14 protein-coding genes and 3 pseudogenes are annotated in these 14,459 nt (G+C 69.3%); 6 read left to right on the top strand and 11 right to left on the bottom strand.

Annotated features, from left to right (window positions below; all coding sequences use genetic code 11):
* Positions 1-341: 341 nt before the first annotated feature.
* Both Q8A52_RS06565 and Q8A52_RS06570 read right to left on the bottom strand, forming a co-directional pair.
* Positions 342-656 carry a hypothetical protein gene (locus Q8A52_RS06565; protein ID WP_316749785.1) on the bottom strand — a complete coding sequence of 105 codons (315 nt, stop codon included), beginning with the start codon at positions 654-656 and terminating at the stop codon, positions 342-344.
* Positions 657-806: 150 nt separating this feature from the next.
* On the bottom strand, positions 807-1,331 hold the full coding sequence (locus Q8A52_RS06570) for an SCO4402 family protein (RefSeq protein ID WP_316749786.1): 525 nt from the start codon (positions 1,329-1,331) through the stop codon (positions 807-809).
* A gap of 311 nt (positions 1,332-1,642) precedes the next feature.
* On the opposite strand from Q8A52_RS06570, the pseudogene Q8A52_RS06575 reads away from it, so the two are divergent.
* From Q8A52_RS06575 to Q8A52_RS06585, 3 genes and pseudogenes are all read left to right on the top strand, one after another.
* A pseudogene (locus Q8A52_RS06575) lies at positions 1,643-1,876 on the top strand (transposase family protein); the annotation flags it as partial.
* A gap of 186 nt (positions 1,877-2,062) precedes the next feature.
* A complete protein-coding gene (locus tag Q8A52_RS06580; protein WP_316749789.1) occupies positions 2,063-2,578 on the top strand; it encodes a hypothetical protein in 516 nt (171 codons plus the stop codon).
* Entirely contained in the window at positions 2,560-3,030 is a 471-nt protein-coding gene (locus Q8A52_RS06585) for a hypothetical protein (RefSeq protein WP_316749791.1), read from the top strand. The genes Q8A52_RS06580 and Q8A52_RS06585 overlap by 19 nt, the downstream gene beginning before the upstream one ends.
* Positions 3,031-3,546: 516 nt before the next feature.
* Here Q8A52_RS06585 and Q8A52_RS06590 read toward each other — a convergent pair.
* The 4 genes and pseudogenes from Q8A52_RS06590 to Q8A52_RS06605 form a co-directional block, all read right to left on the bottom strand.
* Positions 3,547-3,924, bottom strand: coding sequence for a hypothetical protein (locus tag Q8A52_RS06590; protein ID WP_408649176.1), 378 nt, complete (start codon positions 3,922-3,924; stop codon positions 3,547-3,549).
* A pseudogene (locus Q8A52_RS06595) lies at positions 3,924-4,241 on the bottom strand (ATP-binding protein); the annotation flags it as partial. The pseudogene Q8A52_RS06595 and the gene Q8A52_RS06590, both read right to left, overlap by 1 nt.
* 9 nt (positions 4,242-4,250) lie before the next feature.
* A pseudogene (locus Q8A52_RS06600) lies at positions 4,251-5,049 on the bottom strand (IS5 family transposase).
* 132 nt (positions 5,050-5,181) lie between these two features.
* Positions 5,182-5,943, bottom strand: a complete 762-nt coding sequence (locus Q8A52_RS06605) for a phosphoglyceromutase (RefSeq protein ID WP_316749794.1) — start codon at positions 5,941-5,943, stop codon at positions 5,182-5,184.
* A 175-nt stretch (positions 5,944-6,118) separates the two neighbouring features.
* On the opposite strand from Q8A52_RS06605, the gene Q8A52_RS06610 reads away from it, so the two are divergent.
* Positions 6,119-7,372: an MDR family MFS transporter gene (locus tag Q8A52_RS06610; protein WP_316749796.1), complete on the top strand. Its 1,254-nt coding sequence runs from the start codon at positions 6,119-6,121 to the stop codon at positions 7,370-7,372.
* Between the two features lie 22 nt (positions 7,373-7,394).
* Here Q8A52_RS06610 and Q8A52_RS06615 read toward each other — a convergent pair whose 3' ends face one another.
* On the bottom strand, positions 7,395-7,856 hold the full coding sequence (locus tag Q8A52_RS06615; protein ID WP_316749797.1) for a DUF2000 domain-containing protein: 462 nt from the start codon (positions 7,854-7,856) through the stop codon (positions 7,395-7,397).
* 49 nt (positions 7,857-7,905) lie between these two features.
* On the opposite strand from Q8A52_RS06615, the gene Q8A52_RS06620 reads away from it, so the two are divergent.
* Complete coding sequence (locus tag Q8A52_RS06620) at positions 7,906-8,706, top strand: helix-turn-helix transcriptional regulator (RefSeq protein ID WP_316749800.1); 801 nt, start codon at positions 7,906-7,908, stop codon at positions 8,704-8,706.
* 12 nt (positions 8,707-8,718) lie between these two features.
* On the opposite strand, the gene Q8A52_RS06625 is transcribed toward Q8A52_RS06620, so the two are convergent.
* From Q8A52_RS06625 to mshA, 4 genes are all read right to left on the bottom strand, one after another.
* Complete coding sequence (locus Q8A52_RS06625; protein ID WP_316749802.1) at positions 8,719-9,522, bottom strand: hypothetical protein; 804 nt, start codon at positions 9,520-9,522, stop codon at positions 8,719-8,721.
* A 61-nt stretch (positions 9,523-9,583) separates the two neighbouring features.
* Positions 9,584-11,275 carry a glycosyl hydrolase family 28-related protein gene (locus Q8A52_RS06630; RefSeq protein WP_316749804.1) on the bottom strand — a complete coding sequence of 564 codons (1,692 nt, stop codon included), beginning with the start codon at positions 11,273-11,275 and terminating at the stop codon, positions 9,584-9,586.
* Positions 11,276-11,405: 130 nt separating this feature from the next.
* Complete coding sequence (locus tag Q8A52_RS06635; protein WP_316749806.1) at positions 11,406-11,930, bottom strand: type III secretion system chaperone family protein; 525 nt, start codon at positions 11,928-11,930, stop codon at positions 11,406-11,408.
* Positions 11,923-13,299 carry a D-inositol-3-phosphate glycosyltransferase gene (gene mshA / locus Q8A52_RS06640; RefSeq protein WP_316749808.1) on the bottom strand — a complete coding sequence of 459 codons (1,377 nt, stop codon included), beginning with the start codon at positions 13,297-13,299 and terminating at the stop codon, positions 11,923-11,925. The genes Q8A52_RS06635 and mshA overlap by 8 nt, the downstream gene beginning before the upstream one ends.
* A gap of 182 nt (positions 13,300-13,481) precedes the next feature.
* On the opposite strand from mshA, the gene Q8A52_RS06645 reads away from it, so the two are divergent.
* A complete protein-coding gene (locus tag Q8A52_RS06645) occupies positions 13,482-14,330 on the top strand; it encodes a class I SAM-dependent methyltransferase (protein ID WP_408649173.1) in 849 nt (282 codons plus the stop codon).
* Positions 14,331-14,459 lie beyond the last annotated feature (129 nt).

Below are 14,459 nucleotides of genomic sequence, written 5' to 3' on the forward strand. Positions count from 1 at the left end.
CCGCTCATCGGGCGCGAAGGGCGCGTGCACGTGGACCGCTACATCCATGTTCCCGCATGCACGCTCTGGGGCCGGGGGATGCTGCGCCGCATCTGAGCACGAGGGCCCGGACACGGTCCCAGCGCATGGAAGAGCCCCCTCCTGACGGAAAATCCGCAGGTAGGGGGCTACTTCGGCCGGCTTACTTCTTCTTGCCCTGGGTCTTGTCGGGGATCTGGGTGAGCTGGGTTTTTGCTGGTCAGGCGGGCGGGTGCCTGCGCCTGAGAGGTCGACAGTGGTCGTCGTTGGCTGCTGTCGAGCGGCCTCGGACGGCCCAGAGACGGCCCAGACACTCGACCGGCTCAGACCTCACTCATGCGGTACGGATCAGGCAACGGCGACAACGGCACGTCGAGTACGCGCCCCAACAGCGCCCGTGCAACGGCGTCGCGCTCCCAGTCCGGTTGACCTGCCCTCATCGAAAGAATCACACGGTCTCGGGTGATCACGGCAGCACCCGTGAAGCTTGGGTCAGTGATCGAAGACTCATCAAGCGTGACGTCCAGCTCCGCGAGAAGCTCAGGCAGAGGGGCATCGAGAAGGTGTTCAGGACTCAGCGCCAACTGGGCGTAGCCGGTTGGAAGCTTTGACGTCTGCACTTGGTCGATCCTCGTCACGGGCCTATCTCCTCAGCCGGCCTTTGATGGGTCGCCAGAGTGCCGCCATAGGGCCGGGACTAATGCGACGCCACGCTGAACGACCTCCCCGTCACAGTGAGGGCAGAGACACAAGTGCGAGGTCCGCGGGGAGCACATCAGCTTGGGAAGCTAGGGGCGTTTACGAGTGGTTGCCGGGCTGATCTGTGGCGACGCCGTCTCGGAGCTTGGATCTCCTCCTGCCCGTTCTCCGCTGTGCCCTGTGGTTCCCCGCACGATCTGGCACGGGTCTGGCACGGCCGCGTCGTCGAGCAGCACGGCGAGTTCCCTAAGGTCGTTCGCGACCATGACCTGAGCGAGGCGTCCGGCGATTGCCACGACTTCCGGCCAGGAAGAGGCCTGGAGATACTCCGCGTCCGTGTCGTTGGGCGCCTCGGCCGCCGCGGCGTTGAGCGCGACACCGAGCTCTCTCATCAGAACGACCTCTTCGTCACTTCGGAGGCTGACTCCGAGGTACCGGTCCGGCTCGTCGGCGTCACAGAAGTCGTCGAAGAGCGTGTGGAAAACATGGTCCAGGTTTTCGAACGTCGACGGGTCGAGCCACACGTCCCCCTGCCATGGTGGATTGGCCAAGGCCAACACAACGGGCACGAGGTGAACTCGGTGGTTCGCTATGAGTCGGGCGTCTTCGCTCACAAGTCCGAGCGTAGCGACCGCAGCAGGTGGAGGCGCTGGCCCTCTTACGACGCCGCTTCAGGAGTTCGGTCCGAGTCTGTTACGACTGCTGCCGGCGGCTGGAGCGGCTGCGGTACAGGGCTCCCGTCCGGCGTCGTCAGCCATGGAGGTCAGAAGCCTTCTGATCCGTAGCTCTACAGAGTTCGATCGGAGACGGTCATACAGGTCTCGCATCGGCCCCAAGGGGACGCCACGGGGTGGGACCGGTTGCTGTGGTTGCTGTATCTGGCTGCTGTACGGCAGGATGCCGGTGGGTCACTCTCAAGATCCACGGCTACCAGGGCACCGGACTCGTCATCCCGCGCTGAGGAACGAAGGGCGAGGAACTCCCCGCCTGGAAGGAGGAACACAACCGCTCCCACAAGCGAGTTCGCGCCCGCGTCGAGCACACCTTCGCCCGCATGAAGGGCTGGAAGATCCTCCGCGACTGCCGCCTGAAAGGCGACGGCGTCCATTACGCCACGCTCGGCATCGCCCGCCTGCACAACCTCGCCCTCAACGGATAGCGGAACCGATCGCGCTCCGGTCGCCGCATCCACGACAACTCCAAGATGACTTACGGGACAACCCTTAGGGTGACCTGAACCTCAGGTTTCACTCAACTGCCGTGACTGGCAGGAGAGTTGCGCCCTAGGGTCAGTTCCTGGCGGTCGACGGGGCCGCTTTCATCGAGAGAAGCACGGGGGAAACACGTGCGTTCCATACCCAAGATCGTCGCAGTCGGCTGCGCCGTCACCGCACTTGCCGCTGTGGGTGCTGTACCCGCCAGTGCCGGGACGGCCCATCCGATGACATGCCCGCCCGACAAGGGCTACGACTTCTCGGGCAGCTACAACTATTACAGGGACATGGAACCCCGTTCCGGCGGCGACAGCGGCACGACGATCAGCATCACCTTCCACAAGGGGAAGACGACGACGTCGACGGTCGGCGGGGCGATCTCCGGCGAAGCCAAGGTGGTGATGGTCAAGGCGTCGGCTGAGTTCGACTACCACTTCGCCTGGCAGTGGACGAACAGCTCCACCTACACGTGGTCGTGGAAGGTGCCGAATACGATGAGGCACGGTTACCTGCACGCCGGGGCGAAGGTTAGGTACACGAAGTGGAACTACAACCAGACCGAGCCCAACTGCACAACCAAGGTGCTGCGCAAGGGATCGGCGCGGCTGGTCTACAAGGGCCGCGAGACGTGGCACGGGAAAAGCTGACGCGCAGCGCAGGGATCGTTCTGCTGATGGTGTCCGCCGCTGTGGTGTCCGGGTGCAGCGGCGGGAAGAGTACGCCGCCTTCGCCGAGTGCCTCGAAGGCGGCGCTGGTGTCCGATCCGGACAATCCTGACAAGGGCGCTAAGACACCGGGCCGGCTGGGTCCGGGGACGGTGAAGCTGCCCGTGGCTGCGGACCGGATTGCCGCATTGTCCGTGCGGTATGACTGTCTCGGTCCCCCGGGTGGTCTGCAGGTCAGTAGTGGGACAGCGCTGCGCGCCGGGATCGAAGTGTGTGACGACAGCGCCACCTACGGTGCCTCGATGAAGGCGAAAGACCTGGATGGCCGGAAGTTCGGCGGTACGGTCAAGATCGAGGCCGACAAGCGGACGCGGTGGCGCGTTTCCGTCAGCATCACCGACAAGGACGGCGTCAAACAGACAGTCCATAGCTGAGCTTGACTCTGTCGGGGATCTTGGAGTTGCCCGGTGGGTCGGCGTGATTGGTAGGCATGCTCGGGGTGTTCCGAGAGCCGATGCAGTTGTCCAGCTCCCATCCCGTCCGCCGTCGACCCACACACCGTGGAGCGGGCGTGGTTCAGGGGCGTCAAGGTGGAGCGCGCCACTGTACGAACGACCTTGACGCCCCTGGGCCGCGTCTGCTCGGCTCTGCCTGGGTCGACGGTGGATGGGATGGGAGCACCCGCGCACGCCACTACGTACCCGCGGCCGGCGACGGCGCCCCCTCCATCCTGGTGCCGGCCGATCCCCCGCCGGAGGCATCGTCTTGACCTTGGGCCGCGCTCCACGGTGCTCGGCTCATGGCCACCGACCCTATCCACATGTGGGCGCGCGGAGGCGCAGCCGGGGCGGAGCGGGCCGGAGGCAGGAGCGGCGCCCCGAGCGGAGCCGTGAGCGCGCCCGGCGGAGCGGAGCGCAGCCGGGGCTTGAACCAGTAGAGAAAGTTGTAACTCAGTCGGCCGCGTGGGGCTCGAAGTCGTATGCGCAGGCTGGAAGTTCAACACCCTGACGGTGTGCGAGCGGCAGGAAGACCACTGGTCGGATCGTCCACGTGATGCGGATGCTGTCCTGGGTGACGGTGACCGTGCAGGGCTCGGAGCGCAGCAGGGCATGCCGTGTTGCTATGCGGCCCTGGTACAGCCAGGCCCATGCCTGGTCTGAGGCGTCGGGGTCCAGCGCGGGGGAGATCGTGCGGAGCGTGACCGCCACCCATCTGTCTGCCTGAGGCGCTGAGTAGGCATCGAAGGATCCGCGGAGTGCCGGCGGCTCCTGTTCGTCGACGTCTTGCGTCCAGCACTCGCACCAGTAGCCGCGGCGGGGCTCGTTGATCAGCACAGGTGCTCTCCCTTGCGTGCGTCCGTGAAGAGCTCTGCGGTGACGGTCCGGCCGTCGTCGCTGTCGTGGACCACGACCCGGTGGGCGATCACGCCGACCAGGCTCAGGCCTCGGCCGTGCTCGGCATCGTCGGCCTGGTCCTCGGCCTTCGGGGCCGTGGCGGTGCCTCCGTCGTCCGTGACCGACAGGGCGATGGCTTGTCCGGAGATCGCGAGGGCCAGGTGGAACCTTCCGGACTCCAGGCCGCTTGCCGTGTGGAGGATCGCGTTCGCGCTCAGCTCGCTCACGATCAGTTCGGCGTCCTCGGCTAAGAGGTCATCTCATTTGGTGAGTCTGCGGTAGCAGATGAGGGTGCAGGCGATGCTGGTGAAGGCCAGGAAGTGCTCGGCTTTGCGTTCATAGCGGCGATGCAGGCGGCGGCATCCGGCGAGCCAGGCCATAGTGCGTTCGATGGTCCAACGGTGTCGTCCCAGCCGCTTGGAAGATTCGATGCCTTTGCGGGCGATGCGGTGCCGGATGCCGCGCTGGCGTAACCATCGGCGCAGGTGATCGTAGTCGTAGCCCTTGTCGCCGTGGAGCTTGGCGGGCCGTCGTCGACGAGGACCGCGGCGGGAGCGGACGGGCGGGATGCCGCGTACGAGCGGTTCGAGGGCCTGGCTGTCGTGCAGGTTCGCGCCGGAGATCCCGACAGAGAGGGGCAGTCCGGTCCGCTCGGTAATCAAGTGGATCTTCGAGCCGTACTTGCCCCGGTCCACAGGATTCGGACCTGTCAGTTCCCCCTTTTCAGAGCCCGCATGTTCACCGAGTCGATCGCACAGCGGGACCAGTCCAGTTCACCGCGGGAGCCGAGTTCGTCGAGGACAGGCGATGGAGCTTCGCCCATACCCGGGCCTTTGACCACTCGGCGAAGCGCCGGTGGGCTGTCGCTCCCGACGGCCCGAACGATGCGGATGGCAGCTGCTGCCACGTGCAGCCCGATGTCGCCACGAACACGATCGCAGCCAGCACTTCCCGGTCACCATGTCGGCGCCGGCCGCCGCCCTGAGGTCGGACCGGCGCCTCCGGCACCACTCTCTGGAACAGCTCCCACAGCTCATCCGGCACCAGTCGCTCAACGATTCCCACGCCGACAGGCTATCGAAGCCGCCAAATGAGATGACTTCTAAGCCGACGGCCCACAGACGGCCCAGCCCCACCAAAAAGCCCCCGACCCGCGAGAAATTCGCAGGTCGGGGGCTTGATCGGTGCTGGTTACTTCTTCTTGCCCTGGTTCTTGACCGCCTCGATGGCCGCCGCCGCTGCCTCCGGGTCGAGGTACTTGCCGCCGGGGGTCACCGGCTTGAAGTCGGCGTCGAGTTCGTAGTACAGGGGGATGCCCGTCGGGATGTTCAGGCCCGCGATGTCGGCGTCGGAGATGCCGTCCAGGTGCTTGACCAGGGCACGGAGGCTGTTGCCGTGGGCCGCGACCAGGACCGTGCGGCCGGTCAGGAGGTCGGGGACGATGCCGTCGTACCAGTACGGAAGCATGCGGACCACGACGTCCTTCAGGCACTCCGTGCGCGGGCGCAGCTCCGGCGGGATGGAGGCGTAGCGCGCATCGTTCGCCTGGGAGAACTCGGAGTCGTCCGAGAGCGGGGGCGGCGGGGTGTCGTACGAGCGGCGCCAGAGCATGAACTGCTCCTCGCCGAACTCGGCCAGCGTCGCCGCCTTGTCCTTGCCCTGGAGGGCGCCGTAGTGGCGCTCGTTCAGGCGCCACGAGCGGTGGACGGGGATCCAGTGGCGGTCGGCGGCCTCGAGGGCCAGCTGCGCCGTGCGGATCGCTCGCTTCTGGAGGGACGTGTGGACCACGTCGGGGAGAAGATCGGCGTCCTTCAGGAGCTCGCCACCGCGGACTGCCTCCTTCTCGCCCTTCTCGTTGAGGTTGACGTCCACCCAGCCGGTGAACAGGTTCTTCGCGTTCCACTCGCTCTCGCCGTGGCGGAGGAGGATCAGCTTGTACGGTGCGTCGGCCATGCCTCAGAGCGTAATCCACGTATTCGGACCCCCGCTCGAGTGCCCGAAGGCCGGACGGTTGACGGCATCTGTTAATCGAGTGGCCCGGCGAAGGCCCCGGCCAGTAAGTTGCACTGAGCCGTAGGGCCACTTACTTCCGGCTCGTCTTCGCCAACCGTCCGACCGTGGGGGACCCATGCCACTCGCCGCCCTGAGACGCGCCGCCCGGGAAACCGTCTCCGGCCTCCCCCGCGAGTTCTGGTGGCTGTGGACCAGCACCCTCGTCAACCGGCTCGGCGCCTTCGTCGCGACGTACATGGCGCTGTACCTGACCCTGGACCGGGGCTACAGCGCGTCCTACGCGGGCCTCGTCGCCTCGCTGCACGGGCTCGGCGGGGTCGTGTCCTCCCTCGGCGGAGGTGTGATGGCCGACCGGCTCGGGCGGCGGCCGACGCTGCTCGTCGCCCAGTCCGCCACCGCCGCGTCGGTGGCGCTGCTCGGCTTCATGCGCGACCCCGTCGCCATCGCCGCCGTCGCCTTCCTCGTCGGCATGGCCTCCAACGCCTCCCGCCCCGCCGTGCAGGCGATGATGGCCGACATCGTACGGCCGGCGGACCGGGTGCGGGCCTTCTCGCTCAACTACTGGGCGATCAACCTCGGCTTCGCCGTCTCGTCCATGGCCGCCGGCTTCATCGCCGAGGTCAGCTATCTCGCCGGCTTCCTGATCGAGGCGGGGATGACGGTGGTCTGCGCGGTCGTCGTCTTCGTCAAGCTGCCCGAGTCGCGGCCGGTGAAGACCGCCAAGGAGGCGCGGGACGAGGTCGGTCTCGGCACCGTGCTGCGGGACGGCCGGTACATGGCCGTCGTCGGGCTGTCCTTCCTCGTCGCGGTCGTCTTCCAGCAGGGCTCGGTCGGACTGCCGGTGGCGATGGGCGCAGCAGGGTTCTCGCCCGCGGACTACGGCATGGCCATCGCCGTCAATGGCATCCTGATCGTCGCCCTGCAGATCCCCGTCACCCGCTTCATCGAGCATCGCGATCCACGACGCCTCCTCGTCGTCTCCTCCGTCCTCGCCGGGTACGGCTTCGGGCTCACCGCCTTCGCCGGGTCGGTCGGGGTCTTCGCGCTCACCGTGTGCGTCTGGACGCTCGCCGAGATCATCAACGCCCCGACCCAGACCAGCCTTGTCGTCCGGCTGTCGCCGGTGCACGGGCGCGGGCGCTACCAGGGCATGTACACCCTGTCCTGGTCCGTCGCCGCTCTGGTCGCCCCGCTCATGTCCGGCGTCGTCATCGACCGGTTCGGCGCGGAGTGGCTGTGGGGCATGTGCGCGGTGGTCGGCATGGCGGCTGCGATCGGGTACGGCGTGGTCATGCGACGCCTTCCGGCGGTCGGGGCGGCGGGCTCCCCCGCTCCGGCGGACGCCGAGCCCGAGGTCCGTACGGCGTAGGGCCGACTCGGCGGCGGGCGCCTCACGGGTGCATCCGTGCCCCCTTCAGGATCTTGTCCACCGCGTTGCGCGTGCCGTACACCGCGAGTCCCACCAGGTCCAGCTCCCCTGTCCGCACCGCACGTACGGCCGCGCGGTTGTCCCGGTCGTTGCCGGTGGTGAAGAGGTCCGAGGTGAAGACCGCGCGGGGCAGGGCGCGGGAGAGCGACCGGGTGTGCGCCGCGGTCAGCGTCTCCTTCGTGCCCTCGAAGACCAGTACCGGCTGCCGGAACATCGGCAGGTAGGGCACGCCGTCCGCGTCCTCGTACGGCTCCCCGATCACCTCGGGAAGCTGTGTGCCCAGGCCGCTGACCAGGAAGGCGGTGACGTTGAGGCGCTGCCAGGTCTCCAGGTCCTCACGCAGCAGGACGGCGATCTTCGTGTCGAAGCGGATCGGTTCGGGGGTCGGTGCGGAGGTCGGTGCGGCAGTCGGCTCGGTGTTCATGGGTTGAGACTGCCGGGCCGTTCCCGACACCGTCTTGTACGTTCTTTGCATGGCCGCCGCCCAGCCGGAAGTCTCCGCCTGGCGCCCGCGTGTCCCGGGTGTCGTGGAGGTGTTCCACGCGCACTTCACCGAGTACGCCTACCCGATGCACGTGCACGAGGCGTGGACGCTGCTCATCGTGGACGACGGGGCCGTACGGTACGACCTCGACCGGCACGAGCACGGCACCCCGCACGACACGGTCTCGCTGCTGCCGCCGCACGTCCCGCACAACGGCTCCCCGGCCACCCCGCACGGCTTCCGCAAGCGCGTCCTCTATCTCGACGCCACCCGTCTCGGGGAGGAACTCATCGGGCCCGCGGTCGACGGACCGGATCTCAGGGATCCCGTACTGCGGCTGCGTGTGGGGCAGTTGCACGGCGCGCTCGCGCACCCCGGCGACGAGCTGGAGGCCGAGAGCCGGCTGACGCTGATCGGGGAGCGGCTGCGTGAGCACCTCAGCCCCCGGGTGCGCCCGACGGAGGACCGGCGCAACCCCGCCGTCGCCCGCGCGCTGCGTGAGCTGCTCGACGAGCGCGTCCCGCAGGGACTCTCCCTGGAGGAGGCGGCCGGACTGCTGCACGCCCATCCCGCCCATCTGGTACGGGCGTTCAGCGGGGCGTACGGCATCGCGCCGCACCAGTACCTGATGTCCCGCCGCGTCGAGCGCGCCCGCCGGCTGCTGCTCGACGGGCGCGCGCCGGGCGAGGTGGCCTCGGCGACCGGGTTCTACGACCAGGCCCATCTCACCCGGCACTTCAGGAGGCTGGTCGGTGTGACACCGGGGCGCTACCGGCTCAGCGGCCGGTGAGGCGGCATCGGGTCACTTGACGTCGACGTAGTCGCCGGCGGACGTGGCGCCGCCCGTGGTGGTCGTCTCGCCGAAGGTCCAGCGCCAGTAGCCGTCCGCGGACGCGGTGACCGTGGTCTTCAGGTAGCCCGCGGAGTCCGCCGACACGGTCTTGACCGTCGAGTAGGTGCTGGTGCCCGCCTTGCGGAACTGCAGCTTGGCCGCCTTGCCGCCAAAGCCGGTGTAGGCGTGCCTCACCCAGTCCGCGCGGGTGATCCTGCCGGTCACGGTGAGCGTCTTGCCCTTCACGACGGGCTCGGGCGCGGCGTTGACGGTCACCTTCGCCGCGCGCTTGACCTGCACGGAGCTGAAGCCGGTCAGGTACTCCTCGCTCTTGAGGTGGTCGTTCGAGTCCCAGACGCGCACCCAGACAGCCGTCTTCCAGGTCGTCGCGTCGTTGTTGGAGTCCAGCCGCCAGCGTGGATCGATGTACAGCTCACCCTCGCAGTCGGCAGCGCGCGGGCCGGCCTCGTTGCAGGTGGTGAAGCCCGTGTAGATGCCGCCGGATTCGGCGCCCTTGGCAGCCGTGGTGTCGTGGTACAGGTACGGGAACGGGGTCACGTCGTCGGCACCGACGCCGGACGGCAGGGACATGTGGAAGGTGAAGCCGGGCCTCACCTCCGCGGTGGTGCCCACGATGACGGGCTTGCCCTTGTTCACGACCAGGTTCGACACCATGACGCCGGTGTCCGCCGCCTCCGCGGACGGCGCGGTGAACGCCCCCAGGGCGAGCGCTCCCGCGAGCACGACCGCGGAGCCGGATCTGCCTGTGCGCATGCACAACCTCTTGCTGGTGAGAGACCGGTAAGGTTCCGGTGAGAATTCGGATCGCCGCAGGTTAACAGCCCGTCGACGAACGCCGTTCGGACCCCCGAAGTCCCCGTGGCCCACAGGCCCGCTGCGCCTCGTACAGATTGCGCGGGCGCACCGCGTCCGTCGTGCCGTACAGCTCCAGCCGGGAGTGCAGCTCGCCCGTGAAGTCGGGTACGTCGATCTGGTCGAACTCGGTGACCGTGTTGAGGCCGACGGTGGCGGAGTACGGTGCCAGGCCGTCGATCTTCATCAGGCCCGCGCGGCCGTTGGTGACCCGGACGTTCCAGTGGGTGAAGCGGGCGCCGAACAGCGGACCGGCACTCGCGTCACCGCCGTGGCGGCCGTTGTTGTTCACCGTGATGTCGGTGCGGACGTTGGCGAAGGGCAGTCCGCGGTGGCTGTCGAAAGTGCCCATGCGCATGTCGCCGCGCGACCACACGTTGTAGGAGGACAGGCCCTCGACGTTGATGCCGTGCAGCTGCGTGTTGGGCGGGGCGGGAACGGTCCGCTCCTCGATCGTGAAGTCCTCGATCAGGTTGTCGTGCGAGCCCTCGCGGCAGAAGTACGGGTGGTGCGGGCCGCGGCCGGACACGCGGGTGCCGCGCAGGGTGCAGGCGGAGGCGGCGACCAGGCCGAAGCCGTTGTCGACGTGCCGGACGGTGACGTCGTCCAGCCAGCAGTCGTAGGCGCACTGCAGGACGACCCCGTTGTAGCCCTTGTCGAGGAGGTGCTGCGACTGCGGGGTTTCCATCGCCTCCAGGGTCAGGCCCTCGACGCCCGCGCCGGTCAACTCCGGTACGTGGGTGGTCAGCCGGGGGTCCCAATCGGGGCGCACGTCGAGCGGGAGCGGGCGTTCGAGGGTGACGCGGCGGCCGTGGACGCGGGTGATGCGGACGGGCCACTCGTAGGGGACGTAGGAGGTCAGCTTGGTCTTGTCGGCCCAGTAGTACGCCTGCGGACCGGGCCCGCCGCCCGACATGTGCTCCAGGAGGGTGTGGTCCGCGTCGTCGGCGAGGCGGAGGAGGACCAGTTGACCCGGCCTCAGCTGCCGGGAGTCCGCGACGGTCAGGGTCCAGGAGCCCTGGCGGGCCGGTTCGACGGTCGTCAGGGTCGTCCACTCGTCGCGCCGGTTGCCGGTCCAGCCCTCGAACGGCCAGGCCCTGGCCCCGATCGCGGCGACCAGGGAGTCCCAACGGGTTTGCGGGGCCAGCCAGATGAGCCCTCCTGCCCAGGACCAGGACGACTTGTCGCCGCCGTAGCGGGAGCCGTAGACGCCGATCAGCTCGGTGAGGTTCTTGGTCGCGTACAGCTTCGTACGGTCGCTGCCGGCGCCCCTGAGGACCACGTTCGAGTCGGCGACCCGGATCAGGCCGTCGATGCGGAAGGTGCCGGGCGGAATGGTGACCGTGCCGCCGCCGGCCCTTCCGGCGGCGGCGATGGCACGGTTGATCGCGGGGGCGCAGTCGGTGGTGCCGTCCGGCACGGCGCCGAAGTCCGTCACCTCGGCCACGACGGGACGGCGGGGGAAGCGCGCCGCCCCGCCGTGGCAGCCGGCCCGGCCGATGTACGGGATCTGCGGGTGGGTGAACGGGGTGCGGGTGAACTCCCGCCAGAGGGAGGGGACTTCCGCGCCCGCCGCGGCGCCCGTCGCCGCGCCGAGCGCCACGGCGGTGGCTCCGCCGAGCAGAGCCCGTCTTGTGAGGTGCGCCTTGCCCATGTCCGCCCGCCCTCCCATGGAGATTTTCACAGATGTGAACGACGTTCAGATGTGCGTTGGCGGTGAGCATGCCACCAGATCCCCGCTACGGGGAAGGGGTCGTACGGTCAGTCGATGCAACGGTCGACGGCTAGATCGATGACTCAGTCGGTGGACGCTGGATCAGATTGGTGAACGCGTCCAGATTCCGCGTCGATTCGCCGCGCGCCACCCGCCAGGCGTACTCCTTGCGGATCGCGGAGGCGAACCCGAGCTCCAGGAGGGTGTTGAAGCTGCCGTCCGCGGCCTCGAGGACCTGGCCGAGGAGCCGGTCGATCTCGTCCGCGGTGACGGAGACGAGGGGCAGGCGGGCGGTGACGTAGATGTCGCCGAGCCGGTCGACGGCGTAACCGACGCCGTACAGCTTGAGGTTGCGCTCCAGGAGCCAGCGGTGGACGCCCGCCTCGTTCTCGTCGGGATGGCGGATCACAAAGGCGTTCAGGGAGAGGGAGTGACGGCCGACGAGGAGCGAGACCGTCGTCGAGAGCTTGCGGGTGCCGGGGAGCTTGGCGACGTAGTTGCCGGGCTCGGGGCTCTCCCAGTCGAGTTCGGCGTCCTTGAGGACACCCTCGATGACCTGCGCCGCCCGTTGCTGCTGCTGTGAAGCCTCACCCATGGTGGGAGCGTACGCGACGGCGATGGGCCTGGGTCGCGGCCGTGTACACGTCGGCGGTGGCGGCGGCCGCGGTGTCCCAGCCGAAGGACTGGGCGTGCCGGGCGGCGGCCGCGCCCATGCGGTCCGGCAGCGAGGGATCGTCGGCGAAACCACGCAGCACGCGCGCGTAGTCGACCGGATCGTGGCCCCGGACCAGGAATCCGGTCTCGCCGTCCCGCACCGCCACCGGGAGCCCGCCGACCGAGGCGGCGAGCACCGGCGTGCCGGCCGCCTGCGCCTCTATGGCCACCAGTCCGAACGACTCGCTGTAGGAGGGCATGACGAGGACGGACGCGGCCCGGAACCAGTCCGCGAGCTGCTCCTGCCCGACGGGCGGGCGGAACCGTACGACGTCGGCGATGCCGAGCCGGGCGGCGAGCTTCTGCAGACCCTCGGGCTTGGCGAGGCCGCTGCCGCTGGGGCCGCCGACGACCGGTACGAGCATCCTCGAGCGCAGCTCCGGGCGCTCGTCCAGGAGGGCGGCCACCGCGCGCAGGAGCACATCGGGTGCCTTGAGGGGCTGGATACGGCCCGCGAAGAGCGGGATCAGGGCGTCCTGCGGGAGGCCGAGGCGGGCGCGGGCGGCGGCGCGGGCGGTCGTGGGTCCCCCTGGGCGGGGCCGGTCGGAGCCCTTGGGGAAGGGGCGGAAGCGGTCGAGGTTGACGCCCGGGTGGACGACGGCGACCTTGGCCGGGTCGGCGGCGTAGTGCCGTACGAGCTCGTCGGCCTCCTCGGCGGTGTTGGCGATCAGCCGGTCGGCGGCCGCGACGATCTGGGTCTCCCCGATGACCCGGGCAGCGGGCTCGGGGGTGTCGCCGTCGGCCAGGTTGGCGTTCTTGACCTTGGCCATGGTGTGCATGGCGTGCACCAGGGGGACGCCCCAGCGCTGGGCGGCGAGCCAGCCGACGTGGCCGGAGAGCCAGTAGTGGGAGTGCACGAGGTCGTAGTGGCCGGGGCGGTGGCCGGCCCAGGCCTGCATCACGCCGTGGGTGAAGGCGCACAGCTGGGCCGGGAGGTCCTCCTTGGCCAGGCCCTCGTAGGGGCCCGCGTCGACGTGCCGGACGAGGACGCCGGGGGCGAGCTCGACGGCCGGGGGGAGGCCGCCCGCCGTGGCCCGCGTGAAGATCTCGACCTCGATGTTGATGGCGGCGAGCCGCTGCGCGAGCTCCACGATGTAGACGTTCATGCCGCCGGCGTCGCCGGTGCCGGGCTGGTGGAGCGGTGAGGTGTGCACGGAGAGCATGGCGACACGGCGGGGCCTGCGGTGCAGCCTGAGCCGCGAGGGTGCCGCCGGAGAGCGACGCCCGAGCCTGCTGACGTACTGGCTCACGTGGCGTTCCTCCTTGCTGCGGGCATGCCGGTGGGAGGACCTCGGCCCTCCAGGGGATGCAACATCGGAGGGGTCTGCTCCATTTCCCGATTACGGAGCTTTGCCGAATCATTACCCTCAGTCGCTCAACCGTTCGATGCGGGGGTGCGTTCGCCGACACGCGCCCGCATACCCTCGTACGTATGACAGCCCGCGCAGCCACCCTCCACCGCTCTCGGCTTCGCCCGAGCGGGGGCACCCCCGTCGTGGGAACGGTGACACGCGGGACCACCAACCCCAACCGCCTGCGTCGCATGGACCGCTGGATCGCGGCCACGCACGGCGCCGAACTGCGCCGGGCCGCCGACCCCGTGGCGATCGACCTGGGGTACGGGGCCGCGCCCTGGACGGCGGTCGAACTTCTCGGCAGGCTGCGCACCGCCGCGCCCCGCGCGCGGGTGGTCGGCGTCGAGATCGAACCGGCCCGGGTCGCGGCGGCCAAGCCGTTCGAGCGCGCGGGCCTGGCCTTCCGGCACGGCGGCTTCGAGATCCCCGTCCCCCAGCGGCCGCACCTCATCCGCGCAGCCAACGTGCTGCGGCAGTACGAGGAGAACGAGGTCTCGGCCGTGTGGGAGCGGCTGTGCGGGCGGCTCGCGCCGGCGGGCGCGGACTCCCGGGGCGGGCTGCTCGTGGAGGGGACCTGCGACGAGATCGGGCGGCGGCACGTATGGGTCGCGCTCGGTCCCGAGGGGCCGCGGACGGTCACCTTCGCCACCCGCCTGGGCTCCCTGGAGCGGCCGTCCGACCTCGCGGAACGCCTCCCCAAGGCACTCATCCACCGCAATGTCCCGGGCGAACCGGTACACGCCTTCCTGCGCGACTTCGACCGCGCCTGGGCGGCCGCCGCGCCCTACGCCTCCTACGGCGCCCGCCAGCGCTGGATCCGCGCGGTGCGGGACTTGAGGGCCGACTGGCCGGTGACGGACTCGGCGGCGCGCTGGCGGCAGGGCGAAGTGACGGTGGCCTGGGGGGCGTTGGCACCCCGGAACTGACCCCTCCCCGCCCCTGACCTGCGGGGAACGATCTTCATGCGGCGTTCGTCACAAGGGCGGGAGATCGTCATGTCCGGGCGGGAAAGTGGGGAGGATCCACCGGGTACCACCTCTGTCGCTTTACACCGC

The sequence above is a fragment of the Streptomyces herbicida genome (assembly GCF_032656585.1).
Classification (GTDB): Bacteria; Actinomycetota; Actinomycetes; order Streptomycetales; family Streptomycetaceae; genus Streptomyces; species Streptomyces herbicida.

What these genes read in the sequence shown, in the direction of transcription:
- Q8A52_RS06605 (WP_316749794.1), bottom strand. Translation starts at nt 5,943, where the DNA reads ATGGCCGACGCACCGTACAAGCTGATCCTCCTCCGCCACGGCGAGAGC.
- Q8A52_RS06610 (WP_316749796.1), top strand. Translation starts at nt 6,119, where the DNA reads ATGCCACTCGCCGCCCTGAGACGCGCCGCCCGGGAAACCGTCTCCGGC.
- Q8A52_RS06615 (WP_316749797.1), bottom strand. Translation starts at nt 7,856, where the DNA reads ATGAACACCGAGCCGACTGCCGCACCGACCTCCGCACCGACCCCCGAA.
- Q8A52_RS06620 (WP_316749800.1), top strand. Translation starts at nt 7,906, where the DNA reads ATGGCCGCCGCCCAGCCGGAAGTCTCCGCCTGGCGCCCGCGTGTCCCG.
- Q8A52_RS06625 (WP_316749802.1), bottom strand. Translation starts at nt 9,522, where the DNA reads ATGCGCACAGGCAGATCCGGCTCCGCGGTCGTGCTCGCGGGAGCGCTC.
- Q8A52_RS06630 (WP_316749804.1), bottom strand. Translation starts at nt 11,275, where the DNA reads ATGGGCAAGGCGCACCTCACAAGACGGGCTCTGCTCGGCGGAGCCACC.
- Q8A52_RS06635 (WP_316749806.1), bottom strand. Translation starts at nt 11,930, where the DNA reads ATGGGTGAGGCTTCACAGCAGCAGCAACGGGCGGCGCAGGTCATCGAG.
- Q8A52_RS06645 (WP_408649173.1), top strand. Translation starts at nt 13,482, where the DNA reads ATGACAGCCCGCGCAGCCACCCTCCACCGCTCTCGGCTTCGCCCGAGC.